Annotated in this window: 14 protein-coding genes; 12 read left to right on the forward strand and 2 right to left on the reverse strand. The window is 57.9% G+C overall.

Features of this window, described 5'->3' with window-relative positions; genetic code table 11:
* Window positions 1–110 precede the first annotated feature (110 nt).
* The 3 genes from dnaK to nhaA all read left to right on the forward strand — a co-directional run bounded on the left by dnaK (window position 111) and on the right by nhaA (window position 4,895).
* Window positions 111–2,021: a molecular chaperone DnaK gene (gene dnaK, locus ASF13_RS10650; RefSeq protein WP_056235878.1), complete on the forward strand. Its 1,911-nt coding sequence runs from the start codon at window positions 111–113 to the stop codon at window positions 2,019–2,021.
* Between the two features lie 252 nt (window positions 2,022–2,273).
* Entirely contained in the window at window positions 2,274–3,416 is a 1,143-nt protein-coding gene (dnaJ, locus tag ASF13_RS10655; RefSeq protein WP_056235881.1) for a molecular chaperone DnaJ, read from the forward strand.
* A gap of 318 nt (window positions 3,417–3,734) precedes the next feature.
* Complete coding sequence (gene nhaA, locus ASF13_RS10660; RefSeq protein WP_200929782.1) at window positions 3,735–4,895, forward strand: Na+/H+ antiporter NhaA; 1,161 nt, start codon at window positions 3,735–3,737, stop codon at window positions 4,893–4,895.
* Between the two features lie 274 nt (window positions 4,896–5,169).
* Here the strand turns inward: nhaA and rpsT are convergent, their stop codons facing one another.
* Window positions 5,170–5,433, reverse strand: a complete 264-nt coding sequence (rpsT, locus tag ASF13_RS10665; RefSeq protein WP_056235887.1) for a 30S ribosomal protein S20 — start codon at window positions 5,431–5,433, stop codon at window positions 5,170–5,172.
* A 316-nt stretch (window positions 5,434–5,749) separates the two neighbouring features.
* On the opposite strand from rpsT, the gene ribF reads away from it, so the two are divergent.
* From ribF to carB, 8 genes are all read left to right on the forward strand, one after another.
* Complete coding sequence (gene ribF, locus ASF13_RS10670) at window positions 5,750–6,688, forward strand: bifunctional riboflavin kinase/FAD synthetase (protein ID WP_056235891.1); 939 nt, start codon at window positions 5,750–5,752, stop codon at window positions 6,686–6,688.
* 28 nt (window positions 6,689–6,716) lie between these two features.
* On the forward strand, window positions 6,717–9,536 hold the full coding sequence (gene ileS / locus ASF13_RS10675; protein ID WP_056235893.1) for an isoleucine--tRNA ligase: 2,820 nt from the start codon (window positions 6,717–6,719) through the stop codon (window positions 9,534–9,536).
* Window positions 9,537–10,043: a signal peptidase II gene (gene lspA / locus ASF13_RS10680; protein WP_056235896.1), complete on the forward strand. Its 507-nt coding sequence runs from the start codon at window positions 9,537–9,539 to the stop codon at window positions 10,041–10,043.
* A 3-nt stretch (window positions 10,044–10,046) separates the two neighbouring features.
* Window positions 10,047–10,517 (forward strand): FKBP-type peptidyl-prolyl cis-trans isomerase, encoded by a 471-nt coding sequence (gene fkpB, locus ASF13_RS10685; RefSeq protein WP_056235899.1) that lies wholly within the window; start codon window positions 10,047–10,049, stop codon window positions 10,515–10,517.
* Complete coding sequence (gene ispH / locus ASF13_RS10690; RefSeq protein ID WP_056235901.1) at window positions 10,498–11,451, forward strand: 4-hydroxy-3-methylbut-2-enyl diphosphate reductase; 954 nt, start codon at window positions 10,498–10,500, stop codon at window positions 11,449–11,451. Before fkpB ends, ispH begins: the two co-directional genes overlap by 20 nt.
* A 934-nt stretch (window positions 11,452–12,385) precedes the next feature.
* Window positions 12,386–13,207, forward strand: a complete 822-nt coding sequence (dapB, locus tag ASF13_RS10695; protein ID WP_056235903.1) for a 4-hydroxy-tetrahydrodipicolinate reductase — start codon at window positions 12,386–12,388, stop codon at window positions 13,205–13,207.
* Between the two features lie 468 nt (window positions 13,208–13,675).
* Entirely contained in the window at window positions 13,676–14,824 is a 1,149-nt protein-coding gene (carA, locus tag ASF13_RS10700) for a glutamine-hydrolyzing carbamoyl-phosphate synthase small subunit (RefSeq protein WP_369814372.1), read from the forward strand.
* 15 nt (window positions 14,825–14,839) lie between these two features.
* Window positions 14,840–18,064 (forward strand): carbamoyl-phosphate synthase large subunit, encoded by a 3,225-nt coding sequence (gene carB, locus ASF13_RS10705; RefSeq protein WP_056235909.1) that lies wholly within the window; start codon window positions 14,840–14,842, stop codon window positions 18,062–18,064.
* 61 nt (window positions 18,065–18,125) lie between these two features.
* On the opposite strand, the gene ASF13_RS10710 is transcribed toward carB, so the two are convergent.
* Window positions 18,126–18,740 (reverse strand): LysE family translocator, encoded by a 615-nt coding sequence (locus ASF13_RS10710; protein WP_056235912.1) that lies wholly within the window; start codon window positions 18,738–18,740, stop codon window positions 18,126–18,128.
* A 192-nt stretch (window positions 18,741–18,932) separates the two neighbouring features.
* Here ASF13_RS10710 and folA point away from each other — a divergent pair, with 192 nt between their 5' ends.
* Complete coding sequence (folA, locus tag ASF13_RS10715) at window positions 18,933–19,415, forward strand: type 3 dihydrofolate reductase (RefSeq protein WP_056235916.1); 483 nt, start codon at window positions 18,933–18,935, stop codon at window positions 19,413–19,415.
* Window positions 19,416–19,575: the final 160 nt, after the last annotated feature.

Consider the following 19,575-nt stretch of genomic DNA (forward strand, 5'->3'; position numbering starts at 1 on the left):
GGCGAGGAACCTGGAAAAAAAGCGCAGGGCGCGCAGTTGAAACTGCCGGAAACGCCCGCATTTAAGGTTCATAACCTGATTTGAAACAAATTTAAGTGGGAGACGTTTAGATGGGTAAGATTATTGGTATTGACCTGGGCACCACCAACTCTTGTGTGGCTATTATGGATGGCGGTAAAGCGCGTGTGCTGGAGAACGCCGAAGGCGATCGCACCACGCCATCGATCATCGCGTATACCCAGGACGGTGAAACGCTGGTCGGTCAGCCTGCTAAACGTCAGGCGGTGACTAACCCGCAGAACACCCTGTTTGCGATCAAGCGCCTGATTGGCCGTCGCTTCCAGGACGAAGAAGTACAGCGTGATATCAAAATCATGCCGTTCAAAATCGTCGGTGCCGACAACGGCGATGCCTGGCTGGACGTGAAAGGCCAGCGCGTGGCGCCGCCACAGATTTCAGCCGAAGTGCTGAAAAAAATGAAGAAAACGGCAGAAGATTACCTGGGTGAGCCGGTAACTGAAGCGGTAATTACCGTTCCGGCCTACTTCAACGATGCGCAGCGCCAGGCAACCAAAGACGCCGGCCGTATCGCGGGTCTGGAAGTAAAACGTATCATCAACGAACCGACCGCCGCCGCGCTGGCTTACGGTCTGGACAAAGGCCAGGGCAACCGCACCATCGCGGTATATGACCTGGGCGGCGGTACTTTCGATATCTCCATTATCGAAATCGACGAAGTTGACGGCGAAAAAACCTTCGAAGTACTGGCAACCAACGGTGATACCCACCTGGGTGGTGAAGACTTCGACAGCCGTATGATCAACTACCTCGTGGCTGAATTTAAGAAAGATCAGGGCATCGATCTGCACAACGACCCGCTGGCAATGCAGCGTCTGAAAGAAGCGGCAGAGAAAGCGAAAATCGAGCTCTCTTCTGCGCAGCAGACCGACGTTAACCTGCCGTACATCACTGCAGATGCCACCGGTCCTAAGCACCTGAACATCAAAGTGACCCGTGCGAAACTGGAATCACTGGTAGAAGACCTGGTCGCGCGCTCTATCGATCCGCTGAAAGTTGCGCTGCAGGATGCCGGCCTGTCGGTTTCTGACATCAACGACGTGATCCTGGTCGGTGGTCAGACTCGTATGCCAATGGTGCAGGCGAAAGTGGCCGAGTTCTTCGGTAAAGAGCCGCGTAAAGACGTTAACCCGGACGAAGCCGTCGCCGTAGGTGCTGCGGTGCAGGGTGGCGTGCTGGCCGGTGAAGTCAAAGACGTTCTGCTGCTGGACGTTACCCCGCTGTCGCTGGGTATTGAAACCATGGGCGGCGTGATGACCTCGCTGATCACCAAGAACACCACTATTCCGACTAAACACAGCCAGGTGTTCTCAACGGCAGAAGACAACCAGTCTGCGGTGACCATCCATGTGGTGCAGGGCGAGCGTAAACGTGCGGCGGATAACAAATCGCTGGGTCAGTTTAACCTCGACGGTATTCAGTCAGCGCCGCGCGGCATGCCGCAGATCGAAGTGACCTTCGATATCGATGCCGACGGTATCCTGCACGTGTCTGCCAAGGACAAAAACAGCGGTAAAGAGCAGAAGATCACCATCAAGGCCTCTTCCGGTCTGAACGAAGAAGAGATCGCAAAAATGGTGCGTGACGCGGAAGCGAACGCAGAATCTGACCGCAAGTTTGAAGAGCTGGTGCAGACCCGTAACCAGGGTGATCAGGCTGCGCACAGCACCCGTAAGCAGCTGGACGAAGCCGGCGATAAACTGCCAGCAGAAGACAAAGCACCGATCGAAGCGGCGCTGGCCGAGCTGAACACCGCGCTGAAAGGCGAAGACAAAGCGGAAATCGAAGCTAAGATTCAGGCGCTGATGGAAGTGTCCGGCAAGCTGATGGAGTTCGCTCAGCAGCAGCAGGCCGCCGGCGGTGCAGCTGACGCCACCGACGCAACGAAGAAAGATGACGACGTGGTTGACGCCGAATTCGAAGAAGTTAAAGACAAAAAATAATCGCCCTTGAGCGGGCTCGTCACTACTGATACATACAACCATTCAGGTCCCTTCGTGGGGGCTACCCTGGGTGCATCAAGGCGGTAAACGCGTGAATCCCCGGCAGCACAGAGATCTGTGTGACTGGGGTTAGCGAGAGCAGCCAACGCAGAGGCAGCCTGAAGCATGATGTATCGTAGTGGCGGATTTAACCAGCACGGGCGTGGAGAGATCTCCTCGCCCGTGCACGCATGTTAAGGGCTGAAAATTACCATGGCGAAGCAAGATTATTACGAGATTTTAGGCGTTTCCAAATCAGCGGAAGAGCGTGAGATCAAAAAGGCCTATAAGCGCCTGGCGATGAAGTATCACCCGGACCGTAACCAGGGCGATAAAGAAGCCGAAGGCAAGTTTAAAGAGATTAAAGAAGCCTACGAAATTCTGACCGATGCGCAGAAGCGTGCGGCCTACGATCAGTACGGTCACGCGGCCTTCGAGCAGGGCGGTATGGGCGGCGGTCACGGCGGCTTTGGCGGCGGCGGCGCAGACTTCAGTGATATCTTTGGCGACGTATTCGGCGATATCTTCGGCGGAGGCCGCCGTCAGCAGCGCGCCGCGCGCGGTGCTGATTTACGCTACAACATGGAGCTGTCGCTGGAAGAAGCGGTACGCGGCGTGACCAAAGAGATCCGTATCCCTACGCTGGAAGAGTGTGACGTCTGCCACGGCAGCGGGGCGAAGGTGGGAACCAAGCCACAAACCTGTTCCACCTGTCACGGTGCCGGCCAGGTGCAGATGCGCCAGGGCTTCTTTACCGTGCAGCAGGCGTGCCCGACCTGCCAGGGGCGCGGCTCGATCATTAAAGATCCGTGCAACGCCTGCCGCGGCCACGGCCGGGTAGAGAAATCTAAAACCCTGTCGGTGAAAATTCCGGCGGGCGTGGACACCGGCGACCGCATTCGCCTTACCGGTGAAGGTGAAGCCGGCGAGCAGGGCGCGCCGGCGGGCGATCTCTACGTTCAGGTGCAGGTGCGCAAGCACCATATCTTCGAACGTGAAGAGAACAACCTCTACTGCGAAGTGCCGATCAACTTTGTGATGGCGGCGCTCGGCGGCGAAATTGAAGTGCCGACCCTCGATGGCCGGGTGAAGCTGAAGGTGCCGGCGGAAACCCAGACCGGCAAACTGTTCCGCATGCGCGGCAAGGGCGTTAAATCCGTCCGTGGTGGCGCGCAGGGCGACCTGCTGTGCCGCGTGGTGGTGGAAACCCCGGTCAGCCTTAATGACAAGCAGAAAGCGCTGCTGCGCGAGCTGGAAGAGAGTTTTGGCGGGCCGAGCGGCGAGCACAACAACAGCCCGCGTTCAAAAAGCTTCTTTGACGGCGTGAAGAAGTTCTTTGACGACCTGACGCGCTAACCGCGCCTGTAAACGGTCAACGCTAAAAGCGGAGGGGAAATCCTCCGCTTTTTTGTTTTCCGCGCCGCCCTTATTCGCCGTGCAGATTAAGTATGCTTTGTCAGCCTTAAGCCCTTAAAAGCTTCCCTTCTTTTCTGACCCTCTGAACGGTCATCCCCGTTCTTTTTACCGGTGTTACTGGCCCCCGTGGCGCGCGCGCTCACTTCGCTGGTTTCTGGAAGCCGGTAAATGCCGGTAAAAGCCGTTTTTCCCCGCGCGTTAAAGACGTATGCTAGACGCCATTCTGACAACTCTTGTCACATTCAGCGGAGCCTGGAATTGAAAAGCATGCTAAAAAAACTGTTTAACAATGATGCGACCGGTGGCGTCGTACTGATTATCGCGGCGGCGATCGCCATGTTTCTGGCTAACCACGATGGCACCCGCGACGCCTATCAGGCGCTCCTGGCCACCCCGGTGCAGTTCCGCTTTGGCAGCCTCGACATCAATAAGGACCTGCTGCTGTGGATTAACGATGCGCTGATGGCGCTGTTCTTCCTGCTGATTGGTCTGGAAGTCAAACGCGAGCTGATCACCGGCTCGCTGAACAGCCGCCAGCGGGCGGTGTTCCCGCTGATCGCCGCACTGGGCGGGATGCTGGCCCCGGCGCTGATCTACGCGGCGTTTAACCACGCCGACGGGCTGGCGATCCACGGCTGGGCGATCCCCACCGCTACCGATATCGCCTTTGCACTGGGGATTCTGGCGCTGCTCGGTAGCCGGGTGCCGGTGCAGCTGAAGATCTTCCTGATGGCGCTGGCGGTGATCGACGATCTCGGCGCCATCGTAATTATTGCCTTCTTCTACACCAGCAACCTGTCGCTGGCCTCGCTCGGCGTTGCCGCTGCCGCCATCGTGGCGCTGGCGCTGCTTAACCTGTGCGGCGTGCGCAAGACGTCGCTCTATCTGCTGGTGGGAATGGTGCTGTGGGTGGCGGTGCTGAAGTCGGGGGTGCACGCTACGCTGGCCGGGGTGGTCGTTGGTTTCTTTATTCCGTTGAAGAACCCGGACGGCCCGTCACCGGCGGTTGAGCTGGCGCACGGCCTGCAGCCGTGGGTCAGCTGGCTGATCCTGCCGCTGTTCGCCTTTGCCAACGCTGGCGTCTCGCTGGCTGGCGTACCGGCGGGTGGGCTGTTCTCGGCGGTGCCGCTGGGCATCGTGCTCGGTCTGTTTATCGGCAAGCCGCTGGGCATTACGCTGATCTGCTGGCTGGCGGTGAAGCTGAAGCTGGCAGCACTGCCGGAAAAAACCCGCATGATCGATATCGCCGCGGTCGGCGTGCTGTGTGGGATTGGCTTTACCATGTCGATCTTCATCGCTTCGCTGGCCTTTGATGCGGCGCACGAGGAGCTGGTGACGCTGGCTAAGATCGGTATTCTGACCGGATCGGTGGTGTCGGCGGTAGTGGGGTATCTGCTGCTGCGGGTGAAGCTGCGCTAAGTGAGTGACAGACAGGCCGTGCTGACAACAGACGGTCTGTGCAAGGCTTAACTAAAAGAAACAGCAACGGATTATCTTTTTTCAGACAGGCTGCCGGAGGCAGTGTAGCGGGCAAAGGCCGCCGAAAAAGCGCACTTTACTGAGGGCAGGTGAACATTTTGAGGCGGCCTTTAACGCAGCATGACCGCAGTGCAGCAAACGGCAGCAAACCCAGAAAATAAAAAAACCGCCGTAAGGGCGGTTTCTTTATCAAAGCTCGACTAACAAGCAGGCATTAAGCCAGTTTGCTGATCTGTGCAGCCAGGTTTGCTTTATGGCGTGCAGCTTTGTTTTTGTGGATCAGGCCTTTAGCTGCCTGACGGTCCACAATTGGTTGCATTTCATTGAATGCATTCTGCGCCGCAGCTTTGTCGCCAGAAGCGATAGCAGCGTATACTTTCTTAACAAAGGTACGCATCATTGAACGACGGCTAGCGTTGTGCTTACGACGCTTCTCAGACGTTACGGCGCGTTTCTTAGCTGATTTGATATTAGCCAAGGTACAACTCCCAAATAGTTCTATGAGGACAATTCAAAGGCCGAGGAATATGCCCTTTTCGCCTTTGGTTGTCAATGGATTTGTGCAAATAAGCGCCGATGGAACGATGGCACTTCATTACGTTTCGATGGCGCAAGATTCTACCAGCTTCGTCCAGGCGAATACAGCTTATTCACAATAAAAATCACATCCCCTGCCCGGTCAGCGACCTGCGGCAGTAAATGGCAGCAAGAAAGCGCGAAAGCGCGCATTCGCGGGTTAACCTTACGGGCTGTACAAGGTATAATCCGCCGATTTCCACAAATTTGAGCCAGCCATGAAGTTTATCCGCGGCATACACAATCTGAGAGAACACCATCGCGGCTGCGTGCTGGCCATCGGTAATTTTGACGGCGTGCACCGCGGGCATCAGGCGCTGCTGGCGCGTCTGAGCGAAGAAGGGAAGCAACGCAACCTGCCGGTGATGGTCATGCTGTTCGAACCCCAGCCGCTGGAGTTGTTTGCGCCAGGCAGTGCGCCCGCCCGCCTGACCCGTCTACGGGAAAAACTCTGCTACCTTGAGCAGGCCGGCGTCGACATCGTGCTGTGCGTGCGTTTTGACCACCGCTTTGCTGCCAACACCGCCGAGAGTTTTGTCTCCGACCTGCTGGTCGGGAAACTCGGCGTGCAGTTTCTGGTGGTGGGGGATGATTTCCGTTTTGGCGCTGGTCGCCAGGGGGATTTCCTGTTATTACAGAGGGCTGGTGCCGAATATGGCTTCAGTGTCATCAGCACCCAGACCTTTTGCGACAACGGGCAACGCATCAGCAGCACCGCCGTGCGTCAGGCGCTGGCGGAAGACGACCTGCCACAGGCCAGTGCGCTGCTGGGGCACCCCTTCAGCATTTCTGGCCGCGTGGTGCACGGTGATGCGCTGGGGCGTACTATCGGTTTCCCCACCGCCAACCTGCCGATGCGGCGTTCAGTCTCCCCGGTGAAAGGGGTGTATGCCGTTGAAGTCCGTGGCCTTGGCGGCCGCCCGCTGCCCGGCGTGGCCAATATTGGTACCCGGCCGACGGTGGCCGGTATCCGCCAGCAGCTGGAAGTGCATCTTCTGGACGTAACGGCCGATCTTTACGGGCGCCACATTGAAGTGGTGCTGCGCAAAAAAATACGTAATGAGCAGCGTTTTGCCTCGCTTGACGCGCTGAAAGAGCAAATTGCTAACGATGTGGTGACTGCCCGAACTTTTTTTGGGCTGCAAACACCGGTTTAAAGAACCGAAATACGGAATCGAGAATCTGATGAGTGACTATAAATCTACCCTGAACTTGCCGGAAACGGGGTTCCCGATGCGTGGCGATCTGGCCAAACGCGAACCGGGAATGCTGCAACGTTGGTATGATGACAAGCTGTACGGCATCATCCGCGAAGCCAAAAAAGGGAAAAAAACCTTTATCCTGCATGATGGCCCTCCGTACGCGAACGGCAGCATTCATATTGGTCACTCGGTTAACAAGATTCTGAAAGACATTATCGTTAAGTCGAAAGGCATGGCGGGCTATGACTCGCCGTACGTCCCAGGCTGGGACTGCCACGGCCTGCCGATTGAGCACAAAGTGGAGCAGACGATCGGCAAACCGGGTGAGAAAGTCACCCCGGCCGAATTCCGCGCCGCCTGCCGTAAATACGCCGCCGAGCAGGTGGAAGGGCAGAAAGCCGACTTTATCCGCCTCGGCGTGCTGGGTGACTGGGATCGCCCGTACCTGACGATGAACTTCAAAACCGAAGCCAACATCATCCGTGCGCTGGGTAAAATCATCGGTAATGGCCACCTGCATAAAGGCGCTAAGCCGGTGCACTGGTGCCTCGACTGCCGCTCTGCGCTGGCGGAAGCCGAAGTTGAGTATTACGACAAAACTTCACCGTCGATCGACGTGGCGTTTAACGCCGTGGACAAAGCCGCGGTGCTGGCGAAATTTGGCGTGGCGGATGCCGCAGGCCCGGTATCGCTGGTGATCTGGACCACCACCCCATGGACCATGCCGGCGAACCGCGCCATCTCCCTGCACCCGGAATTTGACTACCAGCTGGTGCAGATTGACGGCCGTGCGCTGATCCTCGCCAAAGACCTGGTGGAGAGCGTACTCAAGCGCGCCGGCGTCAGCGAGTGGACGGTGCTGGGCGAAGCCAAAGGCGCGGCGCTGGAGCTGCAGGGCTTCCAGCACCCGTTCCTGGAGCAGATCGTCTCCCCGGTGGTACTCGGCGAACACGTCACGCTGGATGCCGGTACCGGTGCGGTGCATACCGCGCCAGGCCACGGCCCGGACGACTACGTGATCGGCCAGAAATACGGCATTGAAGTGGCCAACCCGGTCGGCCCGGACGGCAGCTATCTGCCGGGTACCTATCCGACGCTGGATGGCGTTAACGTCTTTAAAGCCAACGATATGATCGTTGAGCTGCTGCGTGAAAAAGGCGCGCTGCTGCACGTTGAGAAACTGCACCACAGCTATCCGCACTGCTGGCGTCACAAAACCCCGATCATCTTCCGTGCCACCCCGCAGTGGTTTATCAGCATGGATCAAAAGGGCCTGCGTGCGCAGTCGCTGAAAGAGATCAAAGGCGTGCAGTGGATCCCGGACTGGGGCCAGGCGCGTATTGAGTCGATGGTTGCCAACCGCCCGGACTGGTGTATCTCGCGCCAGCGTACCTGGGGCGTGCCAATGGCTCTGTTCGTTCACAAAGAGAGCGAAGAGCTGCACCCGGACAGCCTGGAGCTGATGGAGAAAGTGGCCCAGCGCGTTGAGCAGGACGGCATTCAGGCGTGGTGGGATCTCGACCCGCGCGACCTGATGGGCGATGACGCCGATCATTACGTTAAGGTGCCGGATACGCTGGACGTGTGGTTTGACTCCGGTTCTACCAGCTTCTCGGTGGTGGACGCGCGTCCTGAGTTTGGCGGGCATACGCCGGATATGTATCTGGAAGGTTCCGATCAGCACCGCGGCTGGTTTATGTCCTCACTGATGATCGGTACGGCGATGAAAGGCAAAGCGCCTTACCGCCAGGTGCTGACCCACGGTTTCACCGTCGATGGTCAGGGCCGCAAAATGTCCAAGTCGCTCGGCAATACCGTGTCGCCGCAGGACGTGATGAACAAGCTGGGTGCTGACATTCTGCGCCTGTGGGTGGCATCCACCGACTACTCCGGCGAGATCGCCGTGTCGGACGAGATCCTCAAACGCTCCGCCGACAGCTACCGCCGTATCCGTAACACCGCGCGTTTCCTGCTGGCTAACCTGGCCGGCTTTAATCCGGAAACGGACCTGGTGAAACCAGAAGAGATGGTGGTAGTCGATCGCTGGGCGGTGGGCCGCGCGCTGGCCGCGCAGCAGGATATCGTGGCGTCCTACGAGGCCTATGATTTCCACGAAGTGGTACAGCGCCTGATGCAGTTCTGCTCGGTAGAGATGGGGTCCTTCTATCTGGACGTGATTAAAGACCGTCAGTACACCGCTAAGGCCGATGGCCTGGCGCGTCGCAGCTGCCAGAGCGCGCTGTGGTATATCGTTGAAGCGCTGGTGCGCTGGATGGCACCGATCATGTCCTTCACCGCTGACGAAATCTGGGGCTACCTGCCGGGCAAACGCAGCCAGTACGTGTTTACCGAAGAGTGGTTCGACGGCCTGTTCGCGCTGGACGCCAGCGAGCCGATGAACGATGCTTACTGGGACGAACTGCTGAAGGTGCGCGGCGAAGTCAACAAGGTTCTGGAGCAGGCGCGTGCCGACAAACAGATCGGCGGCGCGCTGGAAGCCAGCGTCACGCTGTATGCCGACGCGGAGCTGGCCGCGAAGCTGAACAGCCTCGGTGACGAGCTGCGCTTTGTGCTGCTGACCTCGGGTGCGCTGGTAGCTGAACTGGCGCAGGCGCCGGCTGAAGCTCAGCAGAGTGAGACGGTTAAAGGCCTGAAAATTGGTCTGCATAAAGCCGCAGGCGACAAGTGTCCGCGCTGCTGGCATTACACCACCGATATCGGTCAGAACGCTGAACATGCCGATATCTGTGGCCGCTGTGTCACCAACGTCGCGGGCAGCGGCGAACAACGTAAGTTTGCATAAATGAGCCGACCTGTACTCTCAACCGGATTGCGCTGGCTGTGGCTGGCGCTGTTGGTCATCGTTATCGATCTCGGCAGCAAGCAGTGGATTATGGATACCCTGATGCTGCATGAGTCGATGCCGGTGATGCCGTTCTTTAACTTCTTCTATGCGCACAACTACGGTGCGGCATTCAGTTTCCTTGCCGATCACGGCGGCTGGCAGCGCTGGTTCTTCGCCGGCATCGCCATTGCCATCGTGGTGGTGCTGCTGGTGATGATGTACCGCAGCCCGGCGAGCAAGAAGCTGAACAACATCGCCTACGCGCTGATCGTGGGCGGGGCGGCGGGCAACCTGTTTGACCGCTCATATCATGGCTTTGTGGTGGACTTTATCGACTTTTACGTCGGTGACTGGCATTTTGCCACCTTTAACATTGCCGACTGCGCTATCTGTATTGGTGCAGCATTAATCGTGCTGGAGGGGTTTATCAGCCCAGCCAGCAAAACGGCGAAGAGCAAAGGGTAAGGCATGACCGATTCTGTACAGCGCGATAGCGCGGTGCTGGTGCATTTCACCTTAAAGCTGGCGGATGGCTCGACCGCAGAGTCAACGCGCAGTAACGGCAAACCGGCGCTGTTTCGCCTCGGCGACGGTAGCCTGTCTGACGGGCTGGAAAGCCAGCTGGTGGGGATGAAGGTGGGCGATAAGCACGCCTTCGCACTCCCGCCTGAGGACGCGTTTGGCGGTATCAGCCCCGATCTGATCCAGTATTTTTCGCGCCGTGATTTTGTCCAGGCCGGCGAACCGGAGATCGGTGCAATCATGCTGTTCAGCGGCATGGATGGCAACGAGATGCCGGGCGTGATCCGTGAAATCTCCGGTGATTCCATCACCGTGGATTTCAACCATCCGCTGGCCGGGCAGACCATTCACTTTGATATAGAAGTGCTGGAGATCGATCCGGTACTGGAGGGCACCCATGCAGATCATGCTGGCTAACCCGCGCGGATTCTGCGCCGGGGTCGATCGTGCCATCAGCATCGTGGAGCGTGCGCTGGAGATGTATGGCGCACCGATCTACGTGCGCCATGAAGTGGTGCATAACCGCTATGTGGTGAACAGCCTGCGCGAGCGCGGGGCGATCTTTATCGAAGAGATTAGCGAAGTACCGGACGGCTCGATCCTGATCTTTTCGGCACACGGCGTGTCGCAGGCGGTACGGGCCGAAGCCAGGTCCCGCGATCTGACCATGCTGTTTGATGCCACCTGTCCGCTGGTGACCAAGGTGCATATGGAGGTGGCGCGCGCCAGCCGTAAGGGGACCGAAGCGATCCTGATCGGTCACGCCGGGCATCCGGAGGTGGAGGGCACCATGGGCCAGTACAATAACCCGAAAGGGGGGATGTATCTGGTGGAGCAGCCGGCTGACGTGTGGAAGCTGCAGGTTAAGGATGAGAATAACCTGTGCTTTATGACGCAGACCACGCTGTCGGTGGACGACACCTACGAGGTGATCGACGCTCTGCGCGCCCGTTTCCCGAAGATTGTCGGGCCACGTAAGGACGATATCTGTTACGCCACCACCAACCGTCAGGAAGCGGTGCGGGTGCTGGCGAAGGATGCCGACGTGGTGCTGGTGGTCGGTTCGAAGAACTCCTCTAACTCTAACCGTCTGGCGGAGCTGGCACAGCGTGCCGGTAAGCTGGCGCGGCTGATCGACTCCGCTGAAGATATTCAGGAGGAGTGGGTCAGGGGTGCGAAGTGCGTGGGCGTCACCGCCGGGGCTTCAGCACCGGACGTGCTGGTGCAGCAGGTGATCCAGCGTCTGAACGAGCTGGGCGGCGTGGAAGCGATTGAGCTGATCGGCCGCGAAGAGAACATCGTATTCGAAGTACCGAAAGAGCTGCGCGTCGACGTGCGTCAGGTCGAGTAAAAGCATCCGGTTAGCACCATCCGAACAAATACAGGCAGCGGCAACGCTGCCTTTTTCTTTTTTGGGGCTTTGTCGCTTCGGGTTCGGGGGCCTGGCTTATCGGTGCATGGCTTTTGGGCAGGGTCGCTTCGGGTTCAGGAGTCTGGTTTGTCGGGGAATGGCTTTTGGGCCGGGTCGCTTCGGGTTCGGGTGCCTGGCTTATCGGGGGAATGGCTTTGTGGCCGGGTCGCTGTGGGTGCAGGTGCCTGGCTTATCGGGGTTATCCGGATCGCGGACACGCTATGAACACGTCCGTGTGCGCTCGGCGGCGCGCGTCCCTGCGCGCCGACGGTCCGCTAACCCGGATAACCCCGATTGCCGTTGATCATTTGTGTTGCTGCTCTAAAATCCTCAGCATTCAGCATTCAGCATTCAGCATTCAGCATTCAGCATTCAGCATTCAGCATTCAGCATTCAGCATTCAGCATTCAGCATTCAGCATTCACCGTATTTAGGTTTTAAGAAAGCGATGCAACGGCCGAACCCGGCATCAGAACGAGAAGCTACGCCCTTAGAACAGCCACACAAATGCAAGAAGGGAGGACGTTGGCGAACAGGTTAGCCGGGCGTACGGCGCACGGATGCTCCGTCCGAGCCTACACGGATGTATTTACGGCGTCCCGGCGTTCTGTCACCAACGGCCGACCCAGACCACTGAACCTGCCGCTACGCCCCTGGCCTTTGCACTTGCAGCTGAACCCTGGCATCCAGTTGCATCGCGAGGGATGCATTGCCACTGCCATCTTCCCTGAATCCTTACAAAAATTCGTTTTACTGATAATGATTGCGCGCTGGCGTAAAATTCTAATCATCCACTTTTAATTGTGGCACAGTAGTTAACGCGTGGTTAATCTGTGTGCGCTTTGCATGCATTGAAATAAGACTGGGAATAATTATGAGTAACGCAGAAATCCGTATCGCCGTGGTGGGAGCCGCCGGGCGTATGGGACGTCAGCTGATTCAGGCCACTGTACAGGCCGAAGGCGCTCGTCTGGGGGCCGCCGTGGTGCGTGCCGGGTCATCGCTGGTGGGGGCTGATGCCGGTGAACTGGCGGGCAGCGGTACGCTGGGGGTGAAAATCAGCGACAGCCTGAACGCGGTGGTAAATGACTTCGACGTGCTGATCGATTTTACCCGCCCGGAAGTCAGCCTGGAGTACCTGGCCTTTTGCCGCCAGCATGGCAAAGCGATGGTGATTGGTACCACCGGCTTTGATGAGGCGGGCAAGGCGGCGATTAAGGCCGCGTCGGCAGAGATTGGCATCGTGTTTGCCGCTAACTTTAGCGTCGGCGTTAACCTGGTACTGAAGCTGCTGGAAAAAGCCGCCAAAGTGATGGGCGACTACGCGGATATCGAAATTATTGAAGCCCACCACCGTCATAAAGTGGATGCGCCGTCCGGCACCGCGCTGGCGATGGGTGAGGCGATTGCCGATGCGATGGACTGGAACCTGAACGAGCACGCGGTTTACGCCCGTGAAGGCATTACCGGCGAGCGCAAGGCGCAGACTATCGGATTTGCCACCGTGCGCGCCGGCGATATCGTCGGTGAGCATACCGCGATGTTTGCGGATATCGGTGAGCGGGTAGAGATTACCCACAAGGCTTCAAGCCGGATGACCTTCGCTAATGGTGCGGTTCGTGCGGCTGGTTGGTTGAGTTCGCATAAATCAGGTCTTTTTGATATGAGAAGCGTGCTTAATCTGGAAGGTTTGTAAGTGTTGTGCACCATCGTGATGTGGTTATTACAATCATAAGGTTATGATTGAATGGGCAATAATTTTTATTGCCCTTTTTATTTTGTAAAAAAAAGACCTTTGCTGTTGATTTTGTTTCAGGGGTCTGAAATTTGCTTTTTATTGATTTTAATGGTCGCCAAAGATAATAATTTTGACCATTTGGTCTGGTTTTTCACACTTTTCCCTCTGTTTTTATGCGTAAGCCGTCAGGCAAACGGTTTTATCACCAGGATATGTTCCCTTTTTATCGCCAATCTACTGATTTTCCGTTCAGTGAGTTAAAAAAATAAGAAAAAGTGGCTCTCAGGGTAGACATTAGGCGGGGCTATCATTAGAATGCGCGCAATTTGCCAAAAACTGAGCATTCAGGCAGTTTTGACGTTGATTTTAGGGTCAATCCTGAATTAATATGCAGATATTGTGACTGTTTATTCCCTGGAGGATGTTTTGATTAAGTCAGCGCTCTTGGTTCTGGAAGACGGAACCCAATTCCACGGTCGGGCCATCGGGGCAACCGGATCGGCAGTGGGAGAAGTTGTTTTCAACACTTCAATGACCGGTTATCAAGAAATCCTCACTGATCCTTCCTATTCCCGCCAGATCGTTACTCTTACTTATCCCCATATCGGCAATGTCGGCACTAACGCCGCTGATGCAGAATCCACTCAGGTACATGCCGCGGGCCTGGTTATTCGTGATTTACCACTGATTGCCAGCAACTACCGTAATGAAGAAGGGCTGTCTGAGTATCTGGTTCGCCACAACATTGTCGCTATTGCCGATATCGATACGCGTAAGCTGACCCGTCTGCTGCGCGAAAAAGGGGCACAGAACGGTTGCATCATCGCCGGTGACGCGCTGGACGCCGCGGTGGCGCTGGAAAAGGCTAAAGCCTTCCCGGGCCTGAAAGGCATGGACCTGGCAAAAGAAGTCACCACCCCGGATGCCTATCAATGGGCACAGGGCAGCTGGACGCTGGAAGATGAACTGCCGGCGGCGAAAACCGCTGCGGAGCTGCCGTTCCACGTGGTGGCCTATGACTACGGCGTGAAGCGCAACATCCTGCGCATGCTGGTGGATCGCGGCTGCCGCCTGACCGTAGTGCCGGCGCAGACCTCTGCAGAAGAGGTGCTGGCCCTGAATCCGGACGGCGTGTTCCTCTCAAACGGACCGGGCGACCCGGAGCCGTGTGACTACGCGATTAACGCCATCACCCGTCTGCTGGCAACCGACATCCCGGTGTTCGGCATCTGCCTCGGCCACCAGCTGCTGGCGCTGGCCAGCGGAGCTAAAACGGTGAAGATGAAGCTCGGCCACCACGGCGGCAACCACCCGGTGAAAGATCACGACAACAACACCGTGATGATCACCGCGCAGAACCACGGTTTTGCCGTTGATGACAGCAACCTGCCGGCTAACCTGCGCGTGACCCATACCTCACTGTTTGACCACACGGTACAGGGTATTCACCGCACCGATAAAGCGGCGTTCAGCTTCCAGGGGCACCCTGAAGCCAGCCCTGGCCCGCACGATGCTGCACCGCTGTTCGATCACTTTATCGAACTGATTAACGCTTACCGTTCTGCCGCGAAATAAATCAGGAGCGAAAAAATGCCAAAACGTACAGACATAAAAAGTATCCTGATCCTCGGTGCTGGCCCGATCGTTATCGGCCAGGCCTGTGAATTTGACTACTCCGGCGCCCAGGCGTGTAAAGCCCTGCGTGAAGAGGGTTACCGCGTTATCCTGGTGAACTCTAACCCGGCCACCATCATGACCGACCCGGAAATGGCCGATGCCACCTACATCGAGCCTATCAACTGGGAAGTGGTGCGTAAGATCATCGAAAAAGAGCGTCCGGACGCGGTTCTGCCGACCATGGGCGGCCAGACCGCGCTGAACTGTGCGCTGGAGCTGGAACGTCAGGGCGTGCTGGCCGAGTTCGGCGTCACCATGATCGGCGCCACCGCCGACGCGATTGATAAAGCCGAAGACCGTCGCCGCTTTGACGTGGCGATGAAGAAGATCGGTCTGGACACCGCGCGTTCCGGTATCGCACACACCATGGAAGAAGCGCTGGCGGTTGCCGCTGACGTCGGCTTCCCGTGCATCATCCGTCCCTCCTTCACCATGGGCGGCACCGGCGGCGGTATCGCTTACAACCGTGAAGAGTTCGAAGAGATCTGCGAACGCGGTCTGGATCTGTCGCCAACCAACGAGCTGCTGATTGACGAGTCGCTGATTGGCTGGAAAGAGTACGAGATGGAAGTGGTGCGTGATAAAAACGACAACTGCATCATCGTCTGCTCGATTGAAAACTTCGATGCCATGGGCATCCACACCGGTGACTCGATTACCGTAGCGCCAGCCCAGACGCTGACCGACAAAGAGTACCAGATCATGCGTAACGCCTCGCTGGCGGTACTGCGTGAAATCGGCGTGGAGACCGGCGGCTCTAACGTTCAGTTCTCGGTGAATCCGGAGAACGGCCGTCTGATCGTTATCGAGATGAACCCGCGCGTGTCGCGCTCGTCGGCGCTGGCCTCAAAAGCAACCGGCTTCCCGATTGCTAAAATCGCCGCCAAGCTGGCAGTAGGCTTCACCCTCGACGAACTGACCAACGATATCACCGGTGGCCTGACCCCGGCTTCGTTTGAACCCTCTATCGACTACGTGGTCACTAAAATTCCACGCTTCAACTTTGAAAAGTTCGCCGGTGCTAATGACCGTCTGACTACCCAGATGAAGTCGGTCGGTGAAGTGATGGCGATTGGCCGCACCCTGCAGGAATCGATGCAGAAAGCGCTGCGTGGCCTGGAAGTGGGCGCGACCGGTTTCGACCCGAAAGTCGACCTTAACGACCCGGAAGCGTTGACCACCATCCGTCGCGAGCTGAAAGATGCCGGCTCAGACCGTATCTGGTACATCGCGGACGCCTTCCGTGCCGGCCTGAGCGTGGAGGATATCTTCGCGCTGACCAACGTTGACCGCTGGTTCCTGGTGCAGATTGAAGAGCTGGTGCAGCTGGAGCAGCAGGTGGCGAAAGAGGGCGTTAACGGCCTGAACTACGACTTCCTGCGTAACCTGAAACGTAAAGGCTTTGCCGATGCCCGCCTGTCGGCGCTGGCCGGCGTGTCTGAAGCCGAAATCCGCAAGCTGCGCGAGCAGCATAACCTGCACCCGGTCTACAAACGCGTGGACACCTGTGCGGCGGAATTCGCCACCAATACCGCTTACATGTACTCCACCTATGAAGAAGAGTGCGAGTCTAACCCGAGCCAGGATCGTGACAAAATCATGGTGCTGGGCGGCGGTCCAAACCGTATCGGCCAGGGTATTGAGTTCGACTACTGCTGCGTTCACGCCGCGCTGGCGCTGCGTGAAGACGGCTTCGAAACCATCATGGTCAACTGTAACCCGGAAACCGTGTCAACCGACTACGACACCTCTGACCGTCTCTACTTCGAACCGGTGACCTTTGAAGACGTGCTGGAAATCGTGCGCATCGAGAAGCCGAAAGGCGTGATCGTGCAGTACGGTGGCCAGACCCCGCTGAAGCTGGCGCGCGCGCTGGAAGCAGCAGGCGTACCGGTGATCGGTACCAGCCCGGATTCGATTGACCGTGCCGAAGACCGCGAGCGTTTCCAGCAGGCGGTCGATCGCCTGGGCCTGAAACAGCCGGCTAACGCCACGGTGACCGCCATCGATATGGCGGTAGAGAAAGCGGCGATCATCGGTTATCCGCTGGTGGTGCGCCCGTCCTACGTGCTGGGCGGCCGCGCGATGGAGATCGTCTACGACGAAATCGACCTGAAGCGCTACTTCAACACCGCGGTGTCCGTCTCGAACGATGCGCCGGTGCTGCTGGACCGCTTCCTTGATGACGCGGTGGAAGTGGATGTTGATGCCATCTGCGACGGCGACCAGGTGCTGATCGGCGGCATCATGGAACACATTGAGCAGGCCGGCGTGCACTCCGGTGACTCCGCCTGTTCTCTGCCGGCCTACACGCTGAGCGAAGAGATCCAGAACGTCATGCGTCAGCAGGTCGAGAAACTGGCCTTCGAGCTGGGCGTACGCGGCCTGATGAACGTGCAGTTCGCGGTGAAGGATAACGAGGTGTACCTGATTGAGGTGAACCCGCGTGCCGCCCGTACCGTGCCGTTCGTCTCCAAGGCCACCGGCGTGCCGCTGGCGAAAGTGGCTGCCCGCGTGATGGCAGGCAAAAAGCTGGCCGAGCAGGGCGTGACCGAAGAAATTATCCCGCCGTACTACTCGGTGAAGGAAGTGGTGCTGCCGTTTAACAAGTTCCAGGGCGTTGACCCGATCCTCGGCCCGGAAATGCGTTCAACCGGTGAAGTGATGGGCGTCGGTCGCAGCTTTGCGGAAGCCTTCTGCAAAGCGATGCTCGGCGCGCAGAGCAACATGAAGAAGAGCGGCCGCGCGCTGCTGTCGGTTCGCGAAGGCGATAAGAAGCGTATCGTTGAGCTGGCACAGCGTCTGCAGAGCTACGGCTTTGAGCTGGACGCCACCGCCGGCACCGCTGCGGTGCTGGAAGCCGCGGGTATCGTCGTACGCCGGGTTAACAAGGTACACGAAGGCCGCCCGCACATTCAGGATCGCCTGAAGAACGGTGAATACGCCTACATCGTGAACACCACCGCAGGCCGCCAGGCGATTGAGGATTCCAAGCTGATCCGCCGCAGTGCCCTGCAGTACAAGGTGCACTACGACACCACGCTGAACGGTGCCTTCGCCACCACCACCTCGCTGAACTCCAGCGCGACTGACCGGGTGATTTCAGTGCAGGAAATGCACGCGCAGATCGCCGGTTAATCGCTGACAACAGCTGTAAAAAACCCCGCTTCCGAGCGGGGTTTTTTTATAGGGGGATCTCTCAGGAGAGCGCCACCTTGATGCCCAGCGCGATCAGCACGCCGCCCAGCAGTTTGTCGATGATGCGCTGGGCCTTGGTCAGCCCGGCACGCACCGGTGCGCTCTGGATCAGAAACACCAGCAGCGGCCACCACAGCGTGGAGAGGCCGAGGATGATGCCGGCGTACCAGAGTTTTTCACCGACGCCGGAGTCGACGCTGAGCACCTGGGTGAATACCGACAGGAAAAACAGCGTCGCCTTCGGGTTGAGCAGGTTACACAGGTAGCCCTGCAGGAAGGCTTTACTCAGCGTCACCGGTTCCTGCGCCACGCTATTCAGATCCAGCCTGCTGCCGCCGTGCGCCCGCAGCGCCTGAATACCGATCCAGATCAGGTACGCTGCACCGGCATATTTCAGCAGCATAAACAGCCACGGCGTGGTGGTGATGACCACTGCCAGGCCGGCCACACAATAAGCCATATGGGTGGCGACCGCGCAGTTAACGCCCATCGCCGTCATCAGCGCGGCGCGGCGCGGATAGCGGGCGGCATTTTTCACCACCAGGAAAAAATCGGGGCCGGGGGAGAGCATGCCCAGCGTGGCGATGGTGGCAACGAACAGCGTAGTTTCAAACATGATCGGTTTCTGCAGGGAGTGTAAAGGGCGAAGTTTAGCACGAAGGGGGGAGTGTGGTGGCCGAAATGGTGGGATGCAGAGCACGTAAAGGCCGCGCTGAACAACCTTTACGGAATATGCAGCGCTTACCTATCGACGAAAGTTTCGCCTTTCCGTATGATGGCGCGAATTTTACCCCCTGCTGAGTTTGATATGATGATTAGCCTGATTGCGGCCCTGGCGGCCGATCGCGTAATTGGGATGGAAAACGCCATGCCATGGCACCTGCCTGCTGACCTGGCGTGGTTTAAACGCCAGACGCTGAACAAGCCGGTGGTGATGGGGCGGCGTACCTGGGAGTCGATTGGACGCCCGCTGCCAGGACGGCTGAATATTGTAATTAGCAGTAAACCTGGCGATGCCGATGGTGTGACCTGGGTGAGCTCGATTGACGAAGCGCTGCAGGTAGCAGGTGACGTGGAAGAACTGATGGTGATCGGCGGCGGACGGATCTACGAGCAGCTGCTGCCGCGTGCCGATCGTCTCTATCTGACCCACATTGACGCGGAAGTGGAAGGGGATACCCATTTCCCGGACTATGAGCCGGATGAGTGGCAGTCAACCTTTAGCGAATTTCACGACGCCGACGACAAGAACTCCCACAGCTTCTGCTTTGAGATCCTCGATCGCCGCTAAGTCGTCACGCTGCTGACATCTTCGGCTTCTATCATGGCGCGACATCCACTACGGAGCGCGCCATATCTGTTTCTGCTGCACTGAATCGCGATCGCCTGCGTGACCCGGCCCGCCGGGAACTCTCTCTTTCAGAAAACCACCCGCCGGTGCTGTTCCAGCC

The sequence above is a fragment of the Erwinia sp. Leaf53 genome, from assembly GCF_001422605.1.
GTDB lineage: Bacteria > Pseudomonadota > Gammaproteobacteria > Enterobacterales > Enterobacteriaceae > Erwinia.

Excerpts from the sequence above, each read along its gene's own strand:
- ribF (WP_056235891.1), top strand. The coding sequence starts at position 5,750 with ATGAAGTTTATCCGCGGCATACACAATCTGAGAGAACACCATCGCGGC.
- lspA (WP_056235896.1), top strand. The coding sequence starts at position 9,537 with ATGAGCCGACCTGTACTCTCAACCGGATTGCGCTGGCTGTGGCTGGCG.
- dapB (WP_056235903.1), top strand. The coding sequence starts at position 12,386 with ATGAGTAACGCAGAAATCCGTATCGCCGTGGTGGGAGCCGCCGGGCGT.
- ASF13_RS10710 (WP_056235912.1), bottom strand. The coding sequence starts at position 18,740 with ATGTTTGAAACTACGCTGTTCGTTGCCACCATCGCCACGCTGGGCATG.
- dnaK (WP_056235878.1), top strand. The coding sequence starts at position 111 with ATGGGTAAGATTATTGGTATTGACCTGGGCACCACCAACTCTTGTGTG.
- dnaJ (WP_056235881.1), top strand. The coding sequence starts at position 2,274 with ATGGCGAAGCAAGATTATTACGAGATTTTAGGCGTTTCCAAATCAGCG.
- folA (WP_056235916.1), top strand. The coding sequence starts at position 18,933 with ATGATGATTAGCCTGATTGCGGCCCTGGCGGCCGATCGCGTAATTGGG.
- fkpB (WP_056235899.1), top strand. The coding sequence starts at position 10,047 with ATGACCGATTCTGTACAGCGCGATAGCGCGGTGCTGGTGCATTTCACC.
- ileS (WP_056235893.1), top strand. The coding sequence starts at position 6,717 with ATGAGTGACTATAAATCTACCCTGAACTTGCCGGAAACGGGGTTCCCG.
- ispH (WP_056235901.1), top strand. The coding sequence starts at position 10,498 with ATGCAGATCATGCTGGCTAACCCGCGCGGATTCTGCGCCGGGGTCGAT.
- carB (WP_056235909.1), top strand. The coding sequence starts at position 14,840 with ATGCCAAAACGTACAGACATAAAAAGTATCCTGATCCTCGGTGCTGGC.